Origin of the sequence: Pseudomonas neuropathica (assembly GCF_015461835.1) — a bacterium.
GTDB classification, from domain to species: domain Bacteria; phylum Pseudomonadota; class Gammaproteobacteria; order Pseudomonadales; family Pseudomonadaceae; genus Aquipseudomonas; species Aquipseudomonas neuropathica.
The window spans coordinates 65,001-83,021 of record NZ_JACOPX010000020.1; the positions used below are offsets into that span (position 1 = coordinate 65,001).

General features: G+C 60.0%; 15 protein-coding genes. 6 read left to right on the top strand and 9 right to left on the bottom strand.

Annotated elements, in window-relative coordinates; all coding sequences use genetic code 11:
* The first annotated feature begins 33 nt into the window (after positions 1–33).
* Positions 34–1,647: an EAL domain-containing protein gene (locus H8F23_RS25445; RefSeq protein ID WP_194936225.1), complete on the top strand. Its 1,614-nt coding sequence runs from the start codon at positions 34–36 to the stop codon at positions 1,645–1,647.
* On the opposite strand, the gene H8F23_RS25450 is transcribed toward H8F23_RS25445, so the two are convergent.
* Positions 1,644–3,434 (bottom strand): KinB sensor domain-containing domain, encoded by a 1,791-nt coding sequence (locus H8F23_RS25450; protein WP_194936205.1) that lies wholly within the window; start codon positions 3,432–3,434, stop codon positions 1,644–1,646. The two genes, H8F23_RS25445 and H8F23_RS25450, sit on opposite strands and share 4 nt — an antisense overlap.
* A gap of 10 nt (positions 3,435–3,444) precedes the next feature.
* Entirely contained in the window at positions 3,445–4,791 is a 1,347-nt protein-coding gene (gene algB, locus H8F23_RS25455; protein ID WP_007954049.1) for a sigma-54-dependent response regulator transcription factor AlgB, read from the bottom strand.
* Between the two features lie 427 nt (positions 4,792–5,218).
* On the opposite strand from algB, the gene H8F23_RS25460 reads away from it, so the two are divergent.
* The 5 genes from H8F23_RS25460 to H8F23_RS25480 all read left to right on the top strand — a co-directional run bounded on the left by H8F23_RS25460 (position 5,219) and on the right by H8F23_RS25480 (position 9,669).
* Complete coding sequence (locus H8F23_RS25460) at positions 5,219–5,503, top strand: hypothetical protein (RefSeq protein ID WP_093429512.1); 285 nt, start codon at positions 5,219–5,221, stop codon at positions 5,501–5,503.
* Positions 5,504–5,575: 72 nt separating this feature from the next.
* Positions 5,576–5,740, top strand: coding sequence for a DUF1328 domain-containing protein (locus tag H8F23_RS25465; RefSeq protein ID WP_003177151.1), 165 nt, complete (start codon positions 5,576–5,578; stop codon positions 5,738–5,740).
* Positions 5,741–5,742: 2 nt separating this feature from the next.
* On the top strand, positions 5,743–6,207 hold the full coding sequence (locus H8F23_RS25470; protein WP_194936206.1) for an inhibitor of vertebrate lysozyme family protein: 465 nt from the start codon (positions 5,743–5,745) through the stop codon (positions 6,205–6,207).
* A gap of 702 nt (positions 6,208–6,909) precedes the next feature.
* A complete protein-coding gene (gene gltP, locus H8F23_RS25475) occupies positions 6,910–8,241 on the top strand; it encodes a glutamate/aspartate:proton symporter GltP (RefSeq protein ID WP_093429514.1) in 1,332 nt (443 codons plus the stop codon).
* A 198-nt stretch (positions 8,242–8,439) separates the two neighbouring features.
* Positions 8,440–9,669 carry a nucleoside recognition domain-containing protein gene (locus H8F23_RS25480; protein WP_194936207.1) on the top strand — a complete coding sequence of 410 codons (1,230 nt, stop codon included), beginning with the start codon at positions 8,440–8,442 and terminating at the stop codon, positions 9,667–9,669.
* Between the two features lie 118 nt (positions 9,670–9,787).
* Here the strand turns inward: H8F23_RS25480 and H8F23_RS25485 are convergent, their stop codons facing one another.
* The 7 genes from H8F23_RS25485 to H8F23_RS25515 form a co-directional block, all read right to left on the bottom strand.
* The gene (locus tag H8F23_RS25485; RefSeq protein WP_194936208.1) at positions 9,788–10,414 is read right to left on the bottom strand and encodes an ABC-type transport auxiliary lipoprotein family protein; all 627 of its coding nucleotides are present in this window, start codon (positions 10,412–10,414) and stop codon (positions 9,788–9,790) included.
* Entirely contained in the window at positions 10,411–11,349 is a 939-nt protein-coding gene (locus tag H8F23_RS25490) for an MlaD family protein (RefSeq protein WP_194936209.1), read from the bottom strand. The genes H8F23_RS25485 and H8F23_RS25490 overlap by 4 nt, the downstream gene beginning before the upstream one ends.
* A gap of 1 nt (position 11,350) precedes the next feature.
* On the bottom strand, positions 11,351–12,154 hold the full coding sequence (locus H8F23_RS25495; RefSeq protein WP_116254167.1) for an ABC transporter ATP-binding protein: 804 nt from the start codon (positions 12,152–12,154) through the stop codon (positions 11,351–11,353).
* Positions 12,151–13,299 (bottom strand): ABC transporter permease, encoded by a 1,149-nt coding sequence (locus H8F23_RS25500; RefSeq protein WP_093429519.1) that lies wholly within the window; start codon positions 13,297–13,299, stop codon positions 12,151–12,153. Before H8F23_RS25500 ends, H8F23_RS25495 begins: the two co-directional genes overlap by 4 nt.
* A 54-nt stretch (positions 13,300–13,353) precedes the next feature.
* A complete protein-coding gene (locus tag H8F23_RS25505; RefSeq protein WP_194936210.1) occupies positions 13,354–14,382 on the bottom strand; it encodes a DUF5924 family protein in 1,029 nt (342 codons plus the stop codon).
* Between the two features lie 185 nt (positions 14,383–14,567).
* The gene (locus tag H8F23_RS25510) at positions 14,568–15,947 is read right to left on the bottom strand and encodes a M16 family metallopeptidase (protein ID WP_194936211.1); all 1,380 of its coding nucleotides are present in this window, start codon (positions 15,945–15,947) and stop codon (positions 14,568–14,570) included.
* 168 nt (positions 15,948–16,115) lie between these two features.
* Positions 16,116–17,774: a Na/Pi cotransporter family protein gene (locus tag H8F23_RS25515; RefSeq protein ID WP_194936212.1), complete on the bottom strand. Its 1,659-nt coding sequence runs from the start codon at positions 17,772–17,774 to the stop codon at positions 16,116–16,118.
* Between the last annotated feature and the right edge of the window lie 247 nt (positions 17,775–18,021).

Consider the following 18,021-nt stretch of genomic DNA (forward strand, 5'->3'; position numbering starts at 1 on the left):
ATAACTCATTGGTAATTCTTCGGATATTCCATGATGGTTGCTACCCGAGAGACGCTGCGTAGCTGGTTTTATCGCCCCTGGTTTTTGGCGATGATCGCGGCTGTCCTCAGTGCCAGCCTGCTGATCGCCGGCGGTATGTTCGTGGCCATGCGTCAGGTCGAGCAAAACGAAAGCCAACAAATGAACGCACAAGGCGAACGTTTTCTGGCCCGCCTCGAACAATTGTTTGGCCAGTTGCGTGAAAGTCTCGACGACCTGGAAGCGCAGCCCTTGCGCAGTTGTGACGATGAAATGATCGCCACCCTGCAGCAAGTCACCTTCAACTATCGCTTCGTCTATGAAGCAGCTTACATGGACGCCTCGCGGATCTGCTCCAACCGTCCGCGCCAGGAAGGTCTGTCGGTGGTCCGCGCGCCAGACATCAAAGGCCCGACCTACAGCTATTGGCTGAACACCACCACCGAACCTGATGAAAACCGCGCGGCGCTGATGCTGGGGCGCGGCAATTTCCGCGTGGCCACCTCGCGCGGGCATCTGACCGACATGGTCGATTTGTCCCCCGGCAGCAGCCTGCTGGTGGTGCTCGACCATGGCACCCGTGCGATCCCGGTGCTGGGCACGGCGCAAGCCTGGCCACCCACGGAACACTGGCCACCGAAAAGTCGCGATGCCCTGCAAGTCACGCAGACCCGGCTGATCTACCGCATGCCCACGGATAATCCGGAGTATCAGTTGGTGCTGATCACCCCCAGAACCGGCACGCACATTCCGGCTGTCTGGTGGTGGATCATCCCGGCGTGTCTACTGCTCGGCGCCTTTGTCGGATTTTTCGTGTTCTTACTGGTGCGCCAGCGTCAGTCTCTGGATGCCGAACTACACGGTGCGATCCGCCGCGGCGAGTTGCAGGTGCTCTATCAACCGATCTTCGACCTCGATAGCCGCAACTGCGTCGGAGCCGAGGCCCTGCTGCGCTGGCGCCGCCCCGACGGCACGCTGACCAGCCCCGACCTGTTCATCCCCATGGCAGAAAACACCGGGCAGATCCGGCAGATGACCGACTTCGTCCTGCAGCGCCTGCTGGAGCAACTGGGCCAGTTGCTGCGCGCCAATCCGCAGCTATACATCTCGGTCAACCTGGCAGCCTGCGACGTGATGGTGCCCCGCATCGGCCAGGTCATGGCGCGGCTGCTTACCCTGCATCGCGTGGCAGCGAAACAGATTGCCTTCGAGGTCACCGAACGTGGCTTGATTGATGTGGTGGTGGCGCGGGAAAACCTGCAAGCCTTGCGCGACGTTGGTCATCAGGTGTTGATCGACGACTTCGGCACCGGCTATTGCAGCCTCGCCTACCTGCAAACCTTGCCGGTCGATTGCCTGAAAATCGACAAAGCGTTTATCGATGCACTGGGCCATGACGCGGCCAGCAGCGGCGTCGCCCCGCACATCATTCATATGGCCCAGGCGTTGGATTTAAAGGTGATAGCCGAAGGCATCGAGCTGGAATCACAGGCGCAATTGCTCAGCAGCGAAGGTGTGAAGTTCGGTCAGGGCTGGTTATTCGCCCATGCGCTGAGCGCGGTGCAGTTCATCGAACTGATCACCCGTGGCCGGCGCCTCGCCGGACGGCGCATGGATGATGAAGCCTAGACAGCGAGCGCCATATAAAACTGCGTGCCCTGCCCCGGCCGCGAGTAAACGCCCATGCGCCCGCCATGCAGCTGGACGATTTCCTTGCACAGTGCCAATCCCAGGCCGGCACCGCCCTTCTTGCGCCCCACCTGCACGAACGGCTCGAAAATCCGCCCCTGCTGGCCGTAGGCAATACCTTCGCCGTTGTCTTCGACGCTGATAATCACCCGCTCACCATGCCGACGTGCCTGCAAGCGGATCTGACCGGCGCGGGCGGTATGGCGCAAGGCGTTGTCGATCAGATTGTCGAGGACGCGATCAAGCTGCGCCTGATCAGCCTGCAAACGCGGTAGTGGCCCCTGAACTTCGACATTCAGGACGATACCCTTGGCTGCCGCCAAATCGGCAAAGCGCAGCTGCGCCTGCTCCAGCAAATCTTCGATGGAACACGGTGCCAGCGTGAGTTTCTGCAGGCCGTTCTGATAACGCGAGAAGTTGAGCAGGTCATTGATCAACTGCATCAGGCGCTGCATTTCCTCGTTCACGGTGTCGAGCAGATCGGCCTCGCGGGAGTCTGCAGGAAACTTCGCCCGTTCGCGGAACAGGCCGAATGCCATGTGCATGCCGGTGACCGGCGTGCGCAGTTCGTGTGAGGCTCGCAAGACGAATTCACTGCGTACCCGTTCGAAGGCGCGCTGCTCGGTGACATCGTGCAACACCATCACCGCGCCGAGGATATGGCCCTGGGTGTGGCTGACCGGCGTCAGGCTGTAGGTCAGCAATCTTGATTCGCCGTCGACCTCGATACTCAGATCTTCCGGTGCCCGCTCCAGGGTGCCGCCGCGCAGTACCAGTTGCAGCTGCGCATCCAGCTCCGAGCGCTCCAGCGCCGTCCCCAGTCCTTGGCCGAGACGGTCATCTTCCCAGCCCAATTGACGCTGAGCGACCGGATTGAGGTGCTCCAGATGCCCTTGCCGGTCGATCATCAGCAAGCCGTCATCGATGCTGTCGAGTACCGCCTGCAAGCGCTGCTGACCGGCGAGCAATTCGTCGACATTGGTCGCCTGATGCTCACGCAGTGCCTCGGCCATCAGGCCAAAGCGTTTGGTCAGCAGGTTCATTTCCATCGCCGAGGATATCGGCAGGGTCACTTCAAAATTGCCTTGGCCGATATTGTCCGCGGCTTTCGCCAGCGCCTCGATTGGCGCGCCGAAACGCCGGGCAATGCCGTGAGCCGTGATGAAACCGATGATCAGCACCGCCAGCCCGACAAAGCCCAGCAGACCGGCGATCAGCAATGCGCGTTCACGTGCCTCATGCTGTACCGCGTTGATGTTGTCCAGCGCATGCTTGTGTTCGGCGATCAGCCCGTTGCGCAGAGTATTGAAGCGCTCTCTGAAGTCGGCGCTGCTGCTCATCGAACTGGCAGGGTCACGCGACAGATCGAACGATTGCAGGAAGTTCAGGTAATCCGCTTTGGCCTGACTGAACCCGTATTGCCGACCATCACCCTCTTGCTCTTGGGCAATGCCCTCATCCAGCAACTGGAAGTAATGCTGTTTCGACGCTTCGAACGCTACCGGGTCGGGCTTTTCAGCCATCATGATGATCAGTTGATCACCCAGGGTCTGGCGCAATTTTAGCCCCAGATCCAACGTGACGAAGTTGCTGCGCACCAAGGCTTCTTGCGTTCCCGCCATCTGCATCACGCTGACCAGCCCGAGCAGCAGCCCGAGCAAGGCCACGGTGATGAGCGCGGAAATGCTCAAGAACAAACGGGTCCGCAACTTCATCGCCAGTTTCATCGTCGGGCGCTCACAGGTTGTACTGCTTGCGCTTGCGATACAGGGTCGAGGCGTCGATGCCGAGCGTTTTCGCCGCCTGGTCCAACGTGCCGGCGGTGGCGAGAACCGCGCCGATGTGCGCCTTCTCCAACTCGTCGAGACTCAACGCGGCACCGACTCGCGGTGCATTGTTGGCCGGTTGTTCGGCCATGCCGAGGTGGCTGATTTCCACGCGCTCCTGCGGGCAAATGATGCTTGCTCGCTCGACAACGTTGCGCAATTCGCGAATGTTGCCTGGCCAGCGGTAGCCGAGCAGCGCCTCGCGTGCCTCGTCGCTGAAGCCGCGCGCCGGACGCGCATACTCTTTGACGAAGCGGGCGAGAAAGCGGTCGGCCAACGTCAGGATGTCCTCGGCACGCTCGCGCAGAGGCGGCAGGTGCAGAGTGATGACGTTGAGGCGATAGAGCAGGTCTTCACGGAATCGGCCGTCTCGAACCATGTCTTCCAGATTGAGGTTGGTTGCGGCGAGGATGCGCACATCAGCGCGGCGGGTGACTGGATCCCCTACCCGCTCATATTCCTTGTCCTGAATGAAACGCAGCAATTTTGGTTGCAATGTCAGCGGAAAATCGCCGATCTCGTCGAGAAACAGCGTACCGCCGTCGGCCTGATTGACTCGACCCAGTGTACTTTCGCTGGCGCCGGTAAACGCACCGCGACTGTGGCCGAACAGTTCGCTTTCCATCAATTCCGCCGTCAGCGACGGGCAGTTGATGGTCACGCAGGATTTTTTCTCGCGCTTGCTCCAGCCGTGAATCGCTCGGGCCAGCTCACCTTTACCAGTGCCGGACTCGCCGAGGATCAGAATGTTGGCGTCGGTGCCGGCGACCTGACGTGCAGTTTCCAGTACGACTTTCATTGCCGGGCTGTGGGAATCGAGACCGTCCTTCGGTTTGCGGATCTCGCCTTCGAGGGCTTCGAGGCGCGCCGACAGTTGGCGCACTTCCAATTGCTTGGCAGTGGCCAGACGCAGCTGATCCGGGCTGCACGGTTTGACCAGATAGTCGGCGGCGCCGGCCTGGATCGCGTCGACGGCGGTATCGACAGCCGAATGCGCGGTGACAATCACCACTCGCATCCATGGTGCCTGAATGCGCATCTGCGCCAGTACGTCGAGGCCGTTGTCTTCGCCCAGACGTAAATCAAGGAAGCACAGATCGAAGACCTGGCGTTGCAGCAAGGCGTCGGCCTGAGCCGCGCTGTTGGCTGTGGCAACCGTATAGCCTTCATCTTCGAGGCAATAACGGAAAGTACGCAGGATGGCGGATTCGTCGTCCACCAGCAGAATGCGGCCTTGATGCTCAGTGGCAGATTCCATTTTTCCTACGCTCCATAGTGATTGGTCTTGGGTTAGTCCCGGAAAAATCGGGCAAGTTGCATGGTTGATTCTGAACGATGCCAGCCATAGGAGGGTAGCTCTCTCCTGCCTTTACGGCCAATACGTTGATTTTGTTGGTTTTTTAAACAAATGCCGATTTGCAGGGCATTCCCTGCGTACTTTTCTGACATCTGCGCCCTGCTCTCAATTCCATAAGAATGAAATCTCCTACGAAAAAATCGTGCATTGCGCACGATCCCAGATGACCCATCGTGCAGGATGCGTCGCAGGCGGTTTTTACAGCTAATTTAACTCATTGATTTTATTAGATATTTTTCAATTAAAAAACTGGCATGCAGGCTGCAATACCTCATTCAGCCAGGGCAGATACGAACTGCCCCAACCGAATAAGAGTGAGGAACCCAGGATGACTCGCCAACGTGCCGCCCAAGTGCGTATCTCGCCACTGCATATTCAGCAAGGTCTGTTTGGCGTACTGGCGCTGTTGATCACCTTGATCGCCTGTCAGCAATACCTGCGCTGGGAAAACAGCCAGCAGGTTGAGCCGCTGATTTCGATCCAGCACAACACGCAAACACACTTCAGCGCCGTCAGCAGCAGCCAGGCCGAGAGCGCCTCGATGCGCATGATGGATGTCGATCAGGCGCAGCCGCTGGATCAACTGCCACGTGAAGAGCGTTGGGTTTTCTAAAGAACACATGAATTCGGGCGCGCAGCGCCAGAACACGTAACACCCCTAAATAGAGAAGTAAGGAGAATCACCATGTTGAGCTGGGCAATTACATTCTTGATCATTGCCATCATCGCTGCAGTACTGGGCTTCGGTGGTATCGCGGGCACCGCCACGGGTATCGCCAAGATTCTCTTTGTCGTGTTCCTGGTGATGTTCATCGCTTCCTTCTTCTTTGGCCGTCGCGGCCGAGGTTAACGATGACTGTGTTAAAGACACTGGCAGCCGCCCTGCTGTTGGGCGGTAGTGCCATGGCGATGGCGGCCAATGACGGCCAGGCGCGGGTCAACGAACTGTTGAGTTCCGACCCGCAGTATCGCGAAACCTGGGAAGGCGTGGTGAAGAAGGAAGAACGCCTGCCGGAATGGGTGATGAACCTGTCCGGCACGCCTGACCAGCAGATGAATGCCGTGACTGAAGATGGCGACAAGTATCTGGTCGGCCCGCTCTGCGAATCCACAGACAAGTGCCTCAACCATCGTTTGATCGTCGCCTTCAGTTTCGACAAGCAAGACGCTTACGCCATGCTCGTGGATGTGCCCGAAGGACTGCCGGCCGACAAGTCGCCGACGCGACATGCGACCTATCGCTTCCTCGGTAAACCCGATCAAGGCATGCAGGATCTTTTGATGGAAACCCTGAAGAAAGATCCGAAGTGGTACTGATTTGAACATGAAGGCAGCAGCCCTGCTGCCTTCCATTGCGCCCACCTGAGGAAGGCAGGCGCATGACCAAGGGGCCGGGATGTTCTGACTGTTGCAGGGTCGGAGTGACCTACGGGTACAGGGAGTGCCTGCGCAAGGGCCGGGTCAGGGTAAAAGCTGCGCCGCAGGTTCGCCGACCCGTAGTGGCTCGACGGACTTGCGCTGAGCTTTCCAACACGCAAAACATTGATCCAGAGCGTCCAGCTCATCCTTTTTATCGCTGACACTGCGCGCGAAAACATTACGCGGTGTTTCATGGCGACCGTATATCGACAAAGAGACCACTTAAACAGTAGGACTTCTAGTCTTCCTGCGTAGGCTTTTTCCTAAATATTTCGTCGATTTTTCTCGTTCAAAAAACAACCAACCTAGGCTGTGATGGCCGGTTCACGGCACTTATGCCGGCCGAAATGTCACAATCGAACCGGTTGGGACGCCAGTTTCATTTAAAAAAGCTCATGCCGATTCGGCATAGGGTAGGCGTTTACGGCATTAGACGGCGCAACCTTGCATCGGAATAGTTGCGCCTTTTTTCGCCTGCCGAAGAGCCGTAAATACGCGCTTCGGGGCACCTTATACGGAGGCAGATGCACAGACTTTTCCGCTAAAGAGCGTTCCAGTTCCTGCATGTGCCTGAGTCAAACGCAAGTAAGGGTAAAGATAATGAAGAAGGCAAAAATCAGCCTCGCCTGGCAGATCCTCATCGGTCTTGTTCTAGGGATTGCAATTGGTGCGTTGCTCAATCACTTCAGTGCCGAGAAGGCTTGGTGGATCAGCAACGTCCTGCAACCGGCAGGCGATATCTTTATCCGTCTGATCAAGATGATCGTGATCCCGATCGTCATCTCTTCCCTGATCGTCGGCATCGCCGGCGTGGGCGACGCCAAGAAACTCGGGCGGATCGGCCTGAAGACGATCATCTATTTCGAAATCGTCACCACCATCGCCATCGTTGTCGGCCTGCTGCTGGCCAACCTGTTCCATCCGGGCACCGGCATCGACATGAGCACCCTGGGTACGGTGGACATCTCGAAGTACCAAGCGACCGCCGCCGAAGTGCAGCATGAACACGCGTTCATCGAGACCATCCTCAACCTGATCCCGTCGAACATCTTCGCGGCCATGGCCCGCGGCGAAATGCTGCCGATCATCTTCTTCTCCGTGCTGTTCGGTCTCGGTCTGTCGAGCCTGCAGTCGGACCTGCGCGAGCCGCTGGTGAAGATGTTCCAGGGCGTCTCGGAAAGCATGTTCAAAGTCACCCACATGATCATGAACTACGCCCCGATCGGCGTGTTCGCACTGATCGCGGTGACCGTGGCCAACTTCGGCTTCGCCTCGCTGCTGCCGCTGGCCAAGCTGGTGATTCTGGTTTACGTCGCCATCGCCTTCTTTGCCTTCGTGGTGCTGGGCCTGATCGCCAAGCTGTTCGGTTTCTCTGTGATCAAGCTGATGCGCATCTTCAAGGATGAGCTGGTGCTGGCCTACTCCACCGCGTCTTCGGAAACCGTGCTGCCACGCGTGATCGAGAAGATGGAAGCCTACGGCGCACCGAAAGCCATCTGCAGCTTCGTGGTGCCGACCGGTTATTCGTTCAACCTCGACGGTTCGACCCTGTACCAGTCGATCGCCGCCATCTTTATTGCCCAGCTGTATGGCATCGACCTGTCGATCAGCCAGCAACTGTTGCTGGTCCTGACCCTGATGGTCACCTCCAAAGGCATCGCCGGCGTACCGGGCGTTTCCTTCGTGGTGCTGCTGGCCACTCTGGGCAGCGTCGGTATTCCGCTGGAAGGCTTGGCGTTCATCGCCGGTGTCGACCGCATCATGGACATGGCGCGTACCGCTCTGAACGTGATCGGCAATGCCCTCGCGGTACTGGTTATCGCACGCTGGGAAGGCATGTACGACGATGCCAAGGGCCAGCGCTACTGGAACTCCCTGCCACACTGGCGCAGCAAGGAAAAACTGCCAGCGGGCGAAATCTCCAAGCCGTAACGCAAAACCCTGTAGGCCTTCGCCTGCTCGCGATGAGGGCTGTACATTCAACATCTCTGTTGTCTGATACACCGCGATCGCGAGCAGGCTCACGCCTACAGTGGACCGCATCAGCCATACGAACCCCGGAGAAATCCGGGGTTTGTCGTTTCTGGTGACCCCGCTATCATTCGCGGCATTCTTCGGGGGATTTGACTGATGCTTAATGGCCTGTGGCTTGGCTTCTTCATCGTGGCAGCCGTGTCGGCGCTGGCGCAGTGGCTGATCGGCGGTAACGCCGGGATCTTTGCGGCGATGGTGGAAAGCATTTTCGCCATGGCCAAGCTCTCGGTCGAGGTCATGGTGCTGCTGTTCGGCACCCTCACCCTGTGGCTGGGCTTTCTGCGCATTGCCGAGAAGGCCGGCATTGTCGAATGGTTGGCCAAGGTCCTCGGCCCGCTGTTTCTGCGGCTGATGCCGGAAGTCCCACCCGGCCACCCTGCCCTTGGCCTGATCACCCTGAACTTCGCCGCCAACGGCTTGGGCCTCGACAATGCCGCGACGCCCATCGGCCTGAAAGCCATGAAGGCGCTGCAGGAGCTCAATCCCAGCGCCACCATCGCCAGTAACGCGCAAATCCTCTTCCTGGTGCTCAACGCCTCCTCCCTGACCCTGCTGCCGGTGACGATCTTCATGTACCGCGCCCAGCAAGGCGCGCCGGATCCGACGCTGGTGTTCCTGCCAATTCTGCTGGCGACCAGTTGCTCGACGATTGTCGGCTTCCTCTCGGTGGCATTCATGCAGCGCCTGCGGATCTGGGATCCGGTGGTGTTGGCCTATCTGGTGCCGGGCGCGCTGCTCCTGGGTGGCTTCATGGCGTTGCTCGGCACCCTTTCCGCGACGGCTTTGGCGGGATTGTCGTCGATCCTCGGCAATCTCACGCTGTTCGGGTTGATCATGCTGTTTCTGATCATCGGCGCGTTTCGCAAGGTCAAGGTTTACGAGGCGTTTGTAGAAGGCGCCAAAGAGGGCTTCGATGTCGCGAAGAATCTGCTGCCTTATCTGGTGGCGATGCTCTGCGCGGTGGGCGTACTGCGTGCCTCTGGAGCTCTGGACTTCGGGCTGGACGGGATTCGCCATCTGGTCGAGTGGGCCGGTTGGGACACGCGGTTTGTCGATGCGTTGCCGACCGCGATGGTCAAGCCGTTCTCCGGCAGCGCAGCGCGGGCCATGCTGATCGAGACGATGAAGACCTCGGGCGTTGACAGCTTCCCGGCGCTGGTCGCGGCGACGGTGCAGGGCAGTACCGAGACGACGTTCTATGTGCTGGCGGTGTATTTCGGCGCGGTGGGGATTCAACGCGCGCGGCATGCGGTGGGGTGTGCGTTGCTGGCGGAGCTGGCGGGTGTGCTCGGCGCGATTGGCGTCTGCTACTGGTTCTTCGGCTGATCACACATCAAAACTGTAGGAGTGAGCCTGCTCGCGATAGCTGGGTGACAGTCACCGATGATGGTGGCTGATAGACCGCTATCGCGAGCAGGCTCACTCCTACATGGATTGTGATGAATCAGGGCTTTTCGGGAGCGAGTTTCTGGCCTTGGTCGACAGCCCAAGCGACGACTTTCGCGGTCAGGCGATCACTGGCCTGGCCAAACCCGGCAACCACCGCCGGCACCTGCACATCGCTCAACGGCTGGCGCTCTTCAAAGCGGCGACTGGCCAGAATGCGCTGGTCATAACCGCGCACCAGCAACGCATCGACGCGCACCACAACGCTGGCCTGTGAGCCTTGGTATTCGGTCTGAAACGCCTGCAAACTTCCGCCCAATTCCAGATCCGCCGCAAAGTTGCTGTCATCGGTACTAAGCAACGTCACCCGACCATCACGCGCAAACCCATCGAGCAAGCGATTACGCACCAGCACCGGCGCCGGATCACTCCAGCGCGAGCCCTTGTAACTGCTGATCACGTCGCCCTGCGGAATCACCGCAATCGTCGGCCGGTTCAACGCCTCACTGGCCTGCAACTTGTTCAGCCGCAACGACCAAGACTGAGTCGCCGCCGAACTGGCCGAGGCGGGCGCCTGTGCGGCCGGCAGGCGATAGACATCCGACGGCTCGGACTTGGGCAGAATCGAGCAGGCGCTGATCAAGGAAAAACCGGCAGCGAAGAGGGCGAGGCGAGTCAGCTTCATGGCGTGAATTCCTTGTTCTTGTCACGGCCCAGCAAGTAACCGCTGGGATTGGCCTCAAGGCGTTGCGAAATGGCCCGCAGCGAGGTCAGCGTCTCACGCAGTTCGCGGATCGCCGGAGCCAGGCCGTTGAGGCCCTGCATGCCATTGTCGATGGAGTTTTCGTTTTTGCTGAGCAGAGTGCTGATGGTGGTGGTGCTTTGTTCCAGCGACTTCATCGCCTGCTCGGCGCTGCCCAGTGCCTGTTTGCCCTGGTCGTTGATCAAGCCGTTGGCGTTGCGCATCAGTAGCGACGTCTGTTCGAGCATGCTGCCAGCCTGTTTGCCGACGGTCGCCAGTTGCTGCATGGCCTGTTTGATGTCGCCGCGCTGATCGTTGATCGTCCCGGTGGTCTGCTCCAGATGGGCGAGGGTCTTGCTCACACGCTCGACGTTGTCGGCAGAGAACATCTGGTTGGCGTTCTGCAGCAGCGCAGTGATGCCGCTCATCAAATCGTTGGAGTCATTGAGCAGCCGCGAAATAGGCGAGGGCGAGGCGACGATGGTCGGCAGGTTGCCATCATGTCCACGCAGCTTCGGGCTCTCCGGCGTACCGCCGCTGAGCTGGATAATCGACGTACCGGTGATCCCGGCCAGCGCCAGTTTGGCTTGGGTGTCTTCCTTGACTGGCGTGTCACCGGCCAGGCGAATCCGCGCCAGCACGCGCCGTGGGTCCTTCGGATCAAGGCGCAGGTTGATGACATCGCCGACCTTGATCCCGCTGTACTGCACCGGGCTGCCCTTGGACAAGCCACTGACCGCCTCACTGAAGACAATTTCGTAATCCTTGAACTCGGTGTCGACGCTGGACTTGGCCAGCCACAGGCCGAAGAGCAGGGCGCCTGCCACCACTATCACGGTGAACAGGCCGATCAACACATGATGCGCTCGGGTTTCCATGTCAGACCTCGTTGAGCAATTTGGCGGCGTCCAGCGCCGAGCGGCCACGCGGGCCGTGGAAGTATTCGTGAATCCACGCGTCGTCGGTTTCCGAGACAACGTCGATGGGACCTGCCACCAGTACCTTCTTCTGCGCCAGCACCGCCACGCGGTCAGTGATGGTGTAGAGCGTGTCGAGGTCGTGGGTCACCAGAAACACGCTGAGGCCGAGTGCATCGCGCAAGGTCAGGATCAATTGATCGAATTGCGCCGCGCCAATCGGATCAAGGCCAGCGGTGGGCTCGTCGAGAAACAGGATGTCCGGGTCCAGTGCCAGAGCCCGGGCCAGCGCGGCACGCTTGATCATGCCGCCAGACAACGACGCCGGGTATTTGTCCGCCGCCGACAACGGCAACCCGGCCAGCGCCAGTTTCACCGCGGCCAGGTGTTCGGCGTCGTTGCGGCTGAGGCCGGCGTGTTCGATAAGGGGCAGGGCGACGTTTTCGGTGACCGTCAGCGAGGAGAACAGCGCGCCTTTCTGAAACAGCACGCCAAAACGGCGTTCGACCAGCGAGCGCTCATGCTCGGACAGGCTCGGCAGATTCTTGCCGAACACTTTGACGATACCTTCGCTGGGGCGGCGCAGGCCGACGATGCTGCGCAGCAACACCGATTTGCCGCTGCCGGAGCCGCCGACCACGGCGAGAATCTCGCCTTTGTACAAATCCAGATCGAGGTTCTCGTGCACGCTCTGGCTGCCGAAGCGATTGCACAGGCCACGGACTTCGATCACCGCCTCCGAGGGCGCGCGGGGTAGACGACTCACCAGCCCATCTCCATGAAGAACAGCGCAGCCACCGCGTCGAGCACGATCACCACGAAAATCGATTGCACCACGGCAGACGTGGTGTGCGCGCCAACCGACTCGGCGCTGCCACTGACCTTGAAACCTTCCAGACAACCAATCGCGGCAATCAGGAAAGCGAAGATCGGGGCTTTGACCAGGCCCACCAGAAAATGCTGGATGCCGATGTCCGATTGCAGCAACGACAGAAACATCGCCGGCGAAATATCCAGCGACACCGCGCAGACCACGCCGCCACCGATGATCCCGCACAGCATGGCGAGAAACGTCAGCATCGGCAGCGCCACTAGCATCGCCAATACCCGCGGCACCACCAGCAACTCCATCGGATCGAGGCCGAGGGTGCGGATTGCGTCGATTTCCTCGTTGGCCTTCATCGAGCCGATCTGCGCAGTGAAGGCACTGGCAGTGCGCCCGGCCATGAGGATCGCCGTGAGCAGCACACCGAATTCGCGCAGGAACGAGAAGCCCACCAGGTCCACAGTAAAAATTGTCGCACCGAAACTGGCCAGCACCGTCGCGCCAAGAAACGCCACCACCGCACCCACCAGAAAAGTCAGCAACGCCACAATCGGCGCGGCGTCGAGGCCGGTCTGCTCGATGTGCGCGATCATCGGCGTGATGCGCCAGCGCTTGGGCCGTAACAGGTTGCGAGCGATGGTTTCCATGATCAGGCCGACGAAACCGAGCAGTTGCAGAGTGTCCTGCCAGACGGTGTCGACGGCGCGACCAATGCGCGTCAGCAGTTGCACACTGACGCTGATTTCCGGCTCTTTGATCGGCACGCAGAAATCGGTCATCGAGCAGTACACGGTTTGCAGCAGCGCGCGGTCGGCGGAGGTCAGGGTGCAATCGGGGTGTTCGGCGGATTTGCCCAGGCGTTCGGAGCCGAGCAGTTCGACCAGCAACGAAGCGCCAGCGGTGTCGAGGGCGCCGAGGCTGTTGAGGTCGATCGGGGTGTTGGCATCGTACTGACCGTGGAGCTTTTCGCTCAGTTGCTTGAGCTCGGCGTAATGGGCAAGCGTCCAGTCCCCCGTGACCCGCAGGCGGGCAGGGGTTATCGACGTGTCCAGTTGAGCATTACCGCTGATCGAGCTGCTGGTCATAAGCTCCGTGCTTGTTCGGCCTTTATGCGAACTAACGTAATAGCACGAACCGGATTACTTTTCTTTGATCGCTGTGCTGTCCGTGACTTCGAAACGCAGCACGCCGATCACCTGGCCATCCTCGGTCAACACCCGCACTTGCCACTTGCCCGCCGGGTTGCCGGGGAAGTTCTGCTTGTGCGTCCACGCGCGGTAGCCTTCCTTGCGCCCGCCATGGATGTCGAGGGCGATGCGGTCGACCTCTTTGCCGTTGAATTGCCAGACGTGATAGATCCGCTCATCGAGCCCGCGCGGCGCGTTGATTGCGGTGTAGGCATAGAGGCCATCGCCACGAATCTGCTCGGCGCTGACCGTGTCGAGGCTGGCGCCGGGGGTGCGGTCCTGCATTTGCGTGCTGATCGCCACGTCGGTCATCCACAGCGTCGCCGGCGGCACCCACGAACGCAGCGCCCAACCCACGCCACCGATGCCGACCGTGATGCACAGGATTGCCAAAGCATTGCGCACCGTGCGGATCGGGAAGATCGACGCCAGGCTCGGGAACGACAACAACACGGCAATGCCCAGCGCCCATTTGAAACTTTGCGAAGTGGTCAGGTGCATGATCACCGGCAATGCGGTGAGCAGGGCGGCGAACAGGGTCAGAGTGTGCAGCGCGAGAAACGCCCAGCGCCGTGGCGCCAGCCATTTGTAATAGAGCGGATCGACGATGGAAATCAGTGCGGCGACGCTGAGCAGCCCGGTGAAAAACAACTGGCCGCTGTTCCAGGTCGTGGTGATGAAGAAAAACGGCAAGACGAAAAACAGGCTTTCCTGATGGATCATCTGCGTCGCGTAACGCAGCAGCGGCTGGGGAATCTCGCGTTTGAACACGCGGGTGAAGAGGCCGGTGAGGGTGTTTTCCAGCATCAGCCAGATCCAGCTGAGCAGCATGATCACGGTGATCCAGCTCGCCAGGCCCTGCTGACGATCGACCATGATGAAACTGCCGACCCCGGAGATGAACCCGCCAAGCGCAATGACCCCGGGATAACGCTTCATCAGTTCGAGAATGCGCTGGATCAGGAGCTGTATTTTTGGCATTTGGGCGGTTCACGACTTGAGGGGAAAAAACCTCGACAGAGTAGCGCCCGCCGGGCGTTGTGGCGAGGCTGCCGGTCACTTATTCGGTGCATTTCAGGGCCTCAAAAGATCGCAGCCTTCGGCAGCTCCTACATTTGGAACGCAATCCCCTGTAGGAGCTGCCGCAGGCTGCGATCTTTTGATCTTCAACCCCGCTTGCGGTGCAAACGCCAGCCGATCAGGATCAACAACACCAGACCCAAGCCACCCGCACTCAACCACAAAACCTGATCATCACTGATCAACGGCTTCTCGATCCGCAGATACCCCGGTTGCAACAGCAACTCACGCATGGCCTTGTTCGCCGCTTCCAGCGTCACCCCTTGCAGCTCCCGCGCCGGGTTGGCAAAACGACCGTCCTGGTAATCACCGAGGGCGCTCCAGTAATAATCCGCCAGCGCACTGTTGCCTTGCACCGCCCACGCCTGATGGGCGATCGAGGCCTGCTTGATCCGCGCGAAAGTATCCGGGTCCAGGCCGTTTTTCAGCAGATCAGCCTTGAGGTCCTCCAGCACCTGAATGGCTTCGTCAACGTCATCACGATCCAGATCGGCATTCAGGCTCATGAAACCGACGCCGCCAAACACCTCACGCTCGGCCCACGGCCCATAGGATAAACCGTGGTTGAGACGAATCTGCCGGTACAGCGCCCAGTCGAGATAATCCTTGAGGATATCGAACGTCTGGTCGTACTGATCGTCCAGCACCGGTTCCGGTACCAGCCAGTGCAATTTGGCGCTGTCGCCGATAAAGCCACGGGTGAGCGTGCGCTCGTGGGCGGCGCTGGTGCGGATATCCGGCAGTGGGCGGTGTTCGCTCGGCTCGACCGCTTCGAGCGCGCCCCAAGTGCGTTCCAGATAGGCCGGCAGCAGTTTGTCGAGTTCGCCGACGACAATCAGAGTCATGTTGTTCGGCGCGTACCAGGCCTTGCGCACCTTCTCCAGTTGCTCCTGAGTCAGATGGCCGACCTCGGCGCGTTGCGGGCATTTGAGGCCCAGTTCAACAGCGAGCTGATTGCTCGCGGTGTGGCCGAGGTCCTGACGATCGAGAAAGCGTTGCAGGCGTGTGTAATGGCCGCCGTCCTCGCGCTCGACCACACGTTTGGCGGCGTTGATCGCGTTGTCGTCGATACGCGTTTGCGTGAGCAGAGCGAGCAGCAGGTCGAGTACCTTGCGCTGGTTCTTCGCCGGAGCTTCGATGACGAAGGTGGTGTCGGCGTTGCTGGTGAAGGCATTCCAGTCACCGCCCAGCGCTTGCATGCGCTCCTCCAGACCACCTTCGCCGGTGGCGTCGATGCCACTGAACAGCAGGTGTTCGAGCAGGTGCGGCAGCTCCTTGTCATCGCACTCGAAATCATCAAGGCCGACGCCGACCACCAGCCGGATCGCCACATGCCCCCGTTCGGTGCCGGGCTTGAGCATTAGCTGCAAACCGTTGGGCAGCGCATAGCCTTCAACCTGAAAACGATCCAGGGCGAAGACGGGCAGGGAACCGAGCAACAGACAGGCGAACAACAGGCAACGCATAACAGGCTTCCGTACGGCTGATTTGGAGATCCGTGTCGTCAGTCAGGGCCCCATCGCGAGCAGGCTCACTCCTGCATTTGGAATGCGTCCCCCTGTAGGAGTGAGCCTGCTCGCGATAGCGGCCTGAAGGCTGAATCAATGTAACTGACTAAACCCAGCCCCAGTCGTTCAAGGCGAATGCGTAATGTCGGCAATATCATCCGCCGCCAGCGCCCCGGTATCCGCCGTTTCCAGCACCACATACGCACTGCCGCAAAACAGCGAATTCAAGCGTTTCATGTCGGCAATCAACTCCAGGTGCAGCGAACTGGTCTCGATACTCTGCACGATCTTGCGTTGCAAGCGGCTGACATGCGCGTGGGCCAAACGACGTTCCTGCGCGCGAAAGCGGCGTTTCTCGCGGAGCAATTGCCGGGCACTTTCGCGGTCGCCGCTGAGAAACACCGACAGGCCCAAACGCAAATTGGCGATCAGTTGCTGCTGCAGCCCGGCCAGGTCCTCCAGACCCTCTTCGGAAAACGAGCGCCGCTGCGAGGTTTTCTGCTGCTGGATCTTGCGCAGCATGCGTTCGATCAGGTCGGCGGCCAGTTTCAGATTGATCGCCAGCTCAATGATTTCGGCCCAGCGCCGACTGTCCTGCTCGCCGAGGTCTTCGCGGGGCATCTGCGCCAGGTACAGTTTGATTGCGCTGTACAGCGCTTCGACGTCGTCGGTCAGTCGACGCATTTCCTGGGTGACGGCGGTCTGCTTGCCGCGCAACACATCAAGCGAGGCGTCGAGCATGTTGTCGAGCAGATCGCCCATGCGCAGGGTTTCCCGCGCGGCGTTGGCCAGCGCCAGGCTCGGTGTGACCAGCGCGGTCGCGTCGAGATGGCGCGGTTTGGCGGTGCCGTTGACCTCCGGCCGCTCCGGCAGCAGCCACGCGCAGAGGCGCGCCATCGGCCCCACCGACGGCAGCAGAATCAGGCAGCGCGCGGTGTTGTAGAGCAAGTGGAAGCCGATGACCATTTCCTGCGGGCTGAAATCGAGGCTGTCGATCCAGTGCACCAACGGGTCGAGCACCGGGATGATCAGCAGCAGGCCAATCAGTTTGTACAACAGACTGCCCAGCGCCACTTGCCGCCCGGCCGCGTTCTGCATGCTGGTGCTCATGAACGCAAGAATGCCGCTGCCAATATTGGCGCCGATCACCAGGCCGATCGCCACCGGCAGACTGATCACACTGGCGCCGGCCAGTGTCGCGGTGAGCAACACAGCGGCGAGGCTCGAGTAGGAAATCATCGCGAACAACGCGCCGACCAAGGCGTCGAGAAGGATATCGCCGGTCAGCGAGGCGAAGATCACCTTGACCCCTTGCGCGTGGGTGATCGGTGCGGCGGCCTCGACGATCAATTGCAGCGCGAGAATGATCAACCCCAGACCGATGCTGACCCGGCCCATCTGCCCGAGCCGCGTCTGTTTGCGCGACAGAAAGAAAATCACCCCGAGGAAAATCAGCAGCGGCGACAGCCACGACAAGTCAAAGGTCAGCACCCGCGCCATCAGCGCGGTACCGACGTCGGCGCCGAGCATGGTCGCCAGCGCCGGGGTCAGCGCCATCAGGCCCTGGCCGACGAAAGAGGTCACGAGCATGGCCGTGGCATTGCTGCTCTGCACCATCGCGGTAACGACGATGCCGGCGACAAAGGCCAGCCAGCGCTTGGACATGTTCTGGCCAATCACATGGCGCAGATTGGTGCCGTATACCCGCAGGATGCCGGTTCGAACGATGTGCGTGCCCCAGATCAGCAGGGCGACGGCGGAAAGCAGATTGAGCAGGGTGAGCATACAAACCCCCTGTAGTAGCAGCGCCTCAGAGAGGCAAGTTGACGGTACCGCGCGGTTTCTACGTTTTTGATACTTAAGCTGTAGTTGGCTAACGGTCTGGGCGCCAGCATTGCACAGCTAAAGTGTCGATTGAAACAAAAGTGTCATGAAAGGCGCTTCATCCACCCACCTGAATCCACCACAAACAAATGTAGGAGTGAGCCTGCTCGCGATAGGGCCATCAGCCTCAACATTGATGTTGACTGAC

What these genes read in the sequence shown, in the direction of transcription:
- H8F23_RS25445 (WP_194936225.1), top strand. Translation starts at nt 34, where the DNA reads ATGGTTGCTACCCGAGAGACGCTGCGTAGCTGGTTTTATCGCCCCTGG.
- H8F23_RS25450 (WP_194936205.1), bottom strand. Translation starts at nt 3,434, where the DNA reads ATGAAACTGGCGATGAAGTTGCGGACCCGTTTGTTCTTGAGCATTTCC.
- algB (WP_007954049.1), bottom strand. Translation starts at nt 4,791, where the DNA reads ATGGAATCTGCCACTGAGCATCAAGGCCGCATTCTGCTGGTGGACGAC.
- H8F23_RS25460 (WP_093429512.1), top strand. Translation starts at nt 5,219, where the DNA reads ATGACTCGCCAACGTGCCGCCCAAGTGCGTATCTCGCCACTGCATATT.
- H8F23_RS25465 (WP_003177151.1), top strand. Translation starts at nt 5,576, where the DNA reads ATGTTGAGCTGGGCAATTACATTCTTGATCATTGCCATCATCGCTGCA.
- H8F23_RS25470 (WP_194936206.1), top strand. Translation starts at nt 5,743, where the DNA reads ATGACTGTGTTAAAGACACTGGCAGCCGCCCTGCTGTTGGGCGGTAGT.
- gltP (WP_093429514.1), top strand. Translation starts at nt 6,910, where the DNA reads ATGAAGAAGGCAAAAATCAGCCTCGCCTGGCAGATCCTCATCGGTCTT.
- H8F23_RS25480 (WP_194936207.1), top strand. Translation starts at nt 8,440, where the DNA reads ATGCTTAATGGCCTGTGGCTTGGCTTCTTCATCGTGGCAGCCGTGTCG.
- H8F23_RS25485 (WP_194936208.1), bottom strand. Translation starts at nt 10,414, where the DNA reads ATGAAGCTGACTCGCCTCGCCCTCTTCGCTGCCGGTTTTTCCTTGATC.
- H8F23_RS25490 (WP_194936209.1), bottom strand. Translation starts at nt 11,349, where the DNA reads ATGGAAACCCGAGCGCATCATGTGTTGATCGGCCTGTTCACCGTGATA.
- H8F23_RS25500 (WP_093429519.1), bottom strand. Translation starts at nt 13,299, where the DNA reads ATGACCAGCAGCTCGATCAGCGGTAATGCTCAACTGGACACGTCGATA.
- H8F23_RS25505 (WP_194936210.1), bottom strand. Translation starts at nt 14,382, where the DNA reads ATGCCAAAAATACAGCTCCTGATCCAGCGCATTCTCGAACTGATGAAG.
- H8F23_RS25510 (WP_194936211.1), bottom strand. Translation starts at nt 15,947, where the DNA reads ATGCGTTGCCTGTTGTTCGCCTGTCTGTTGCTCGGTTCCCTGCCCGTC.
- H8F23_RS25515 (WP_194936212.1), bottom strand. Translation starts at nt 17,774, where the DNA reads ATGCTCACCCTGCTCAATCTGCTTTCCGCCGTCGCCCTGCTGATCTGG.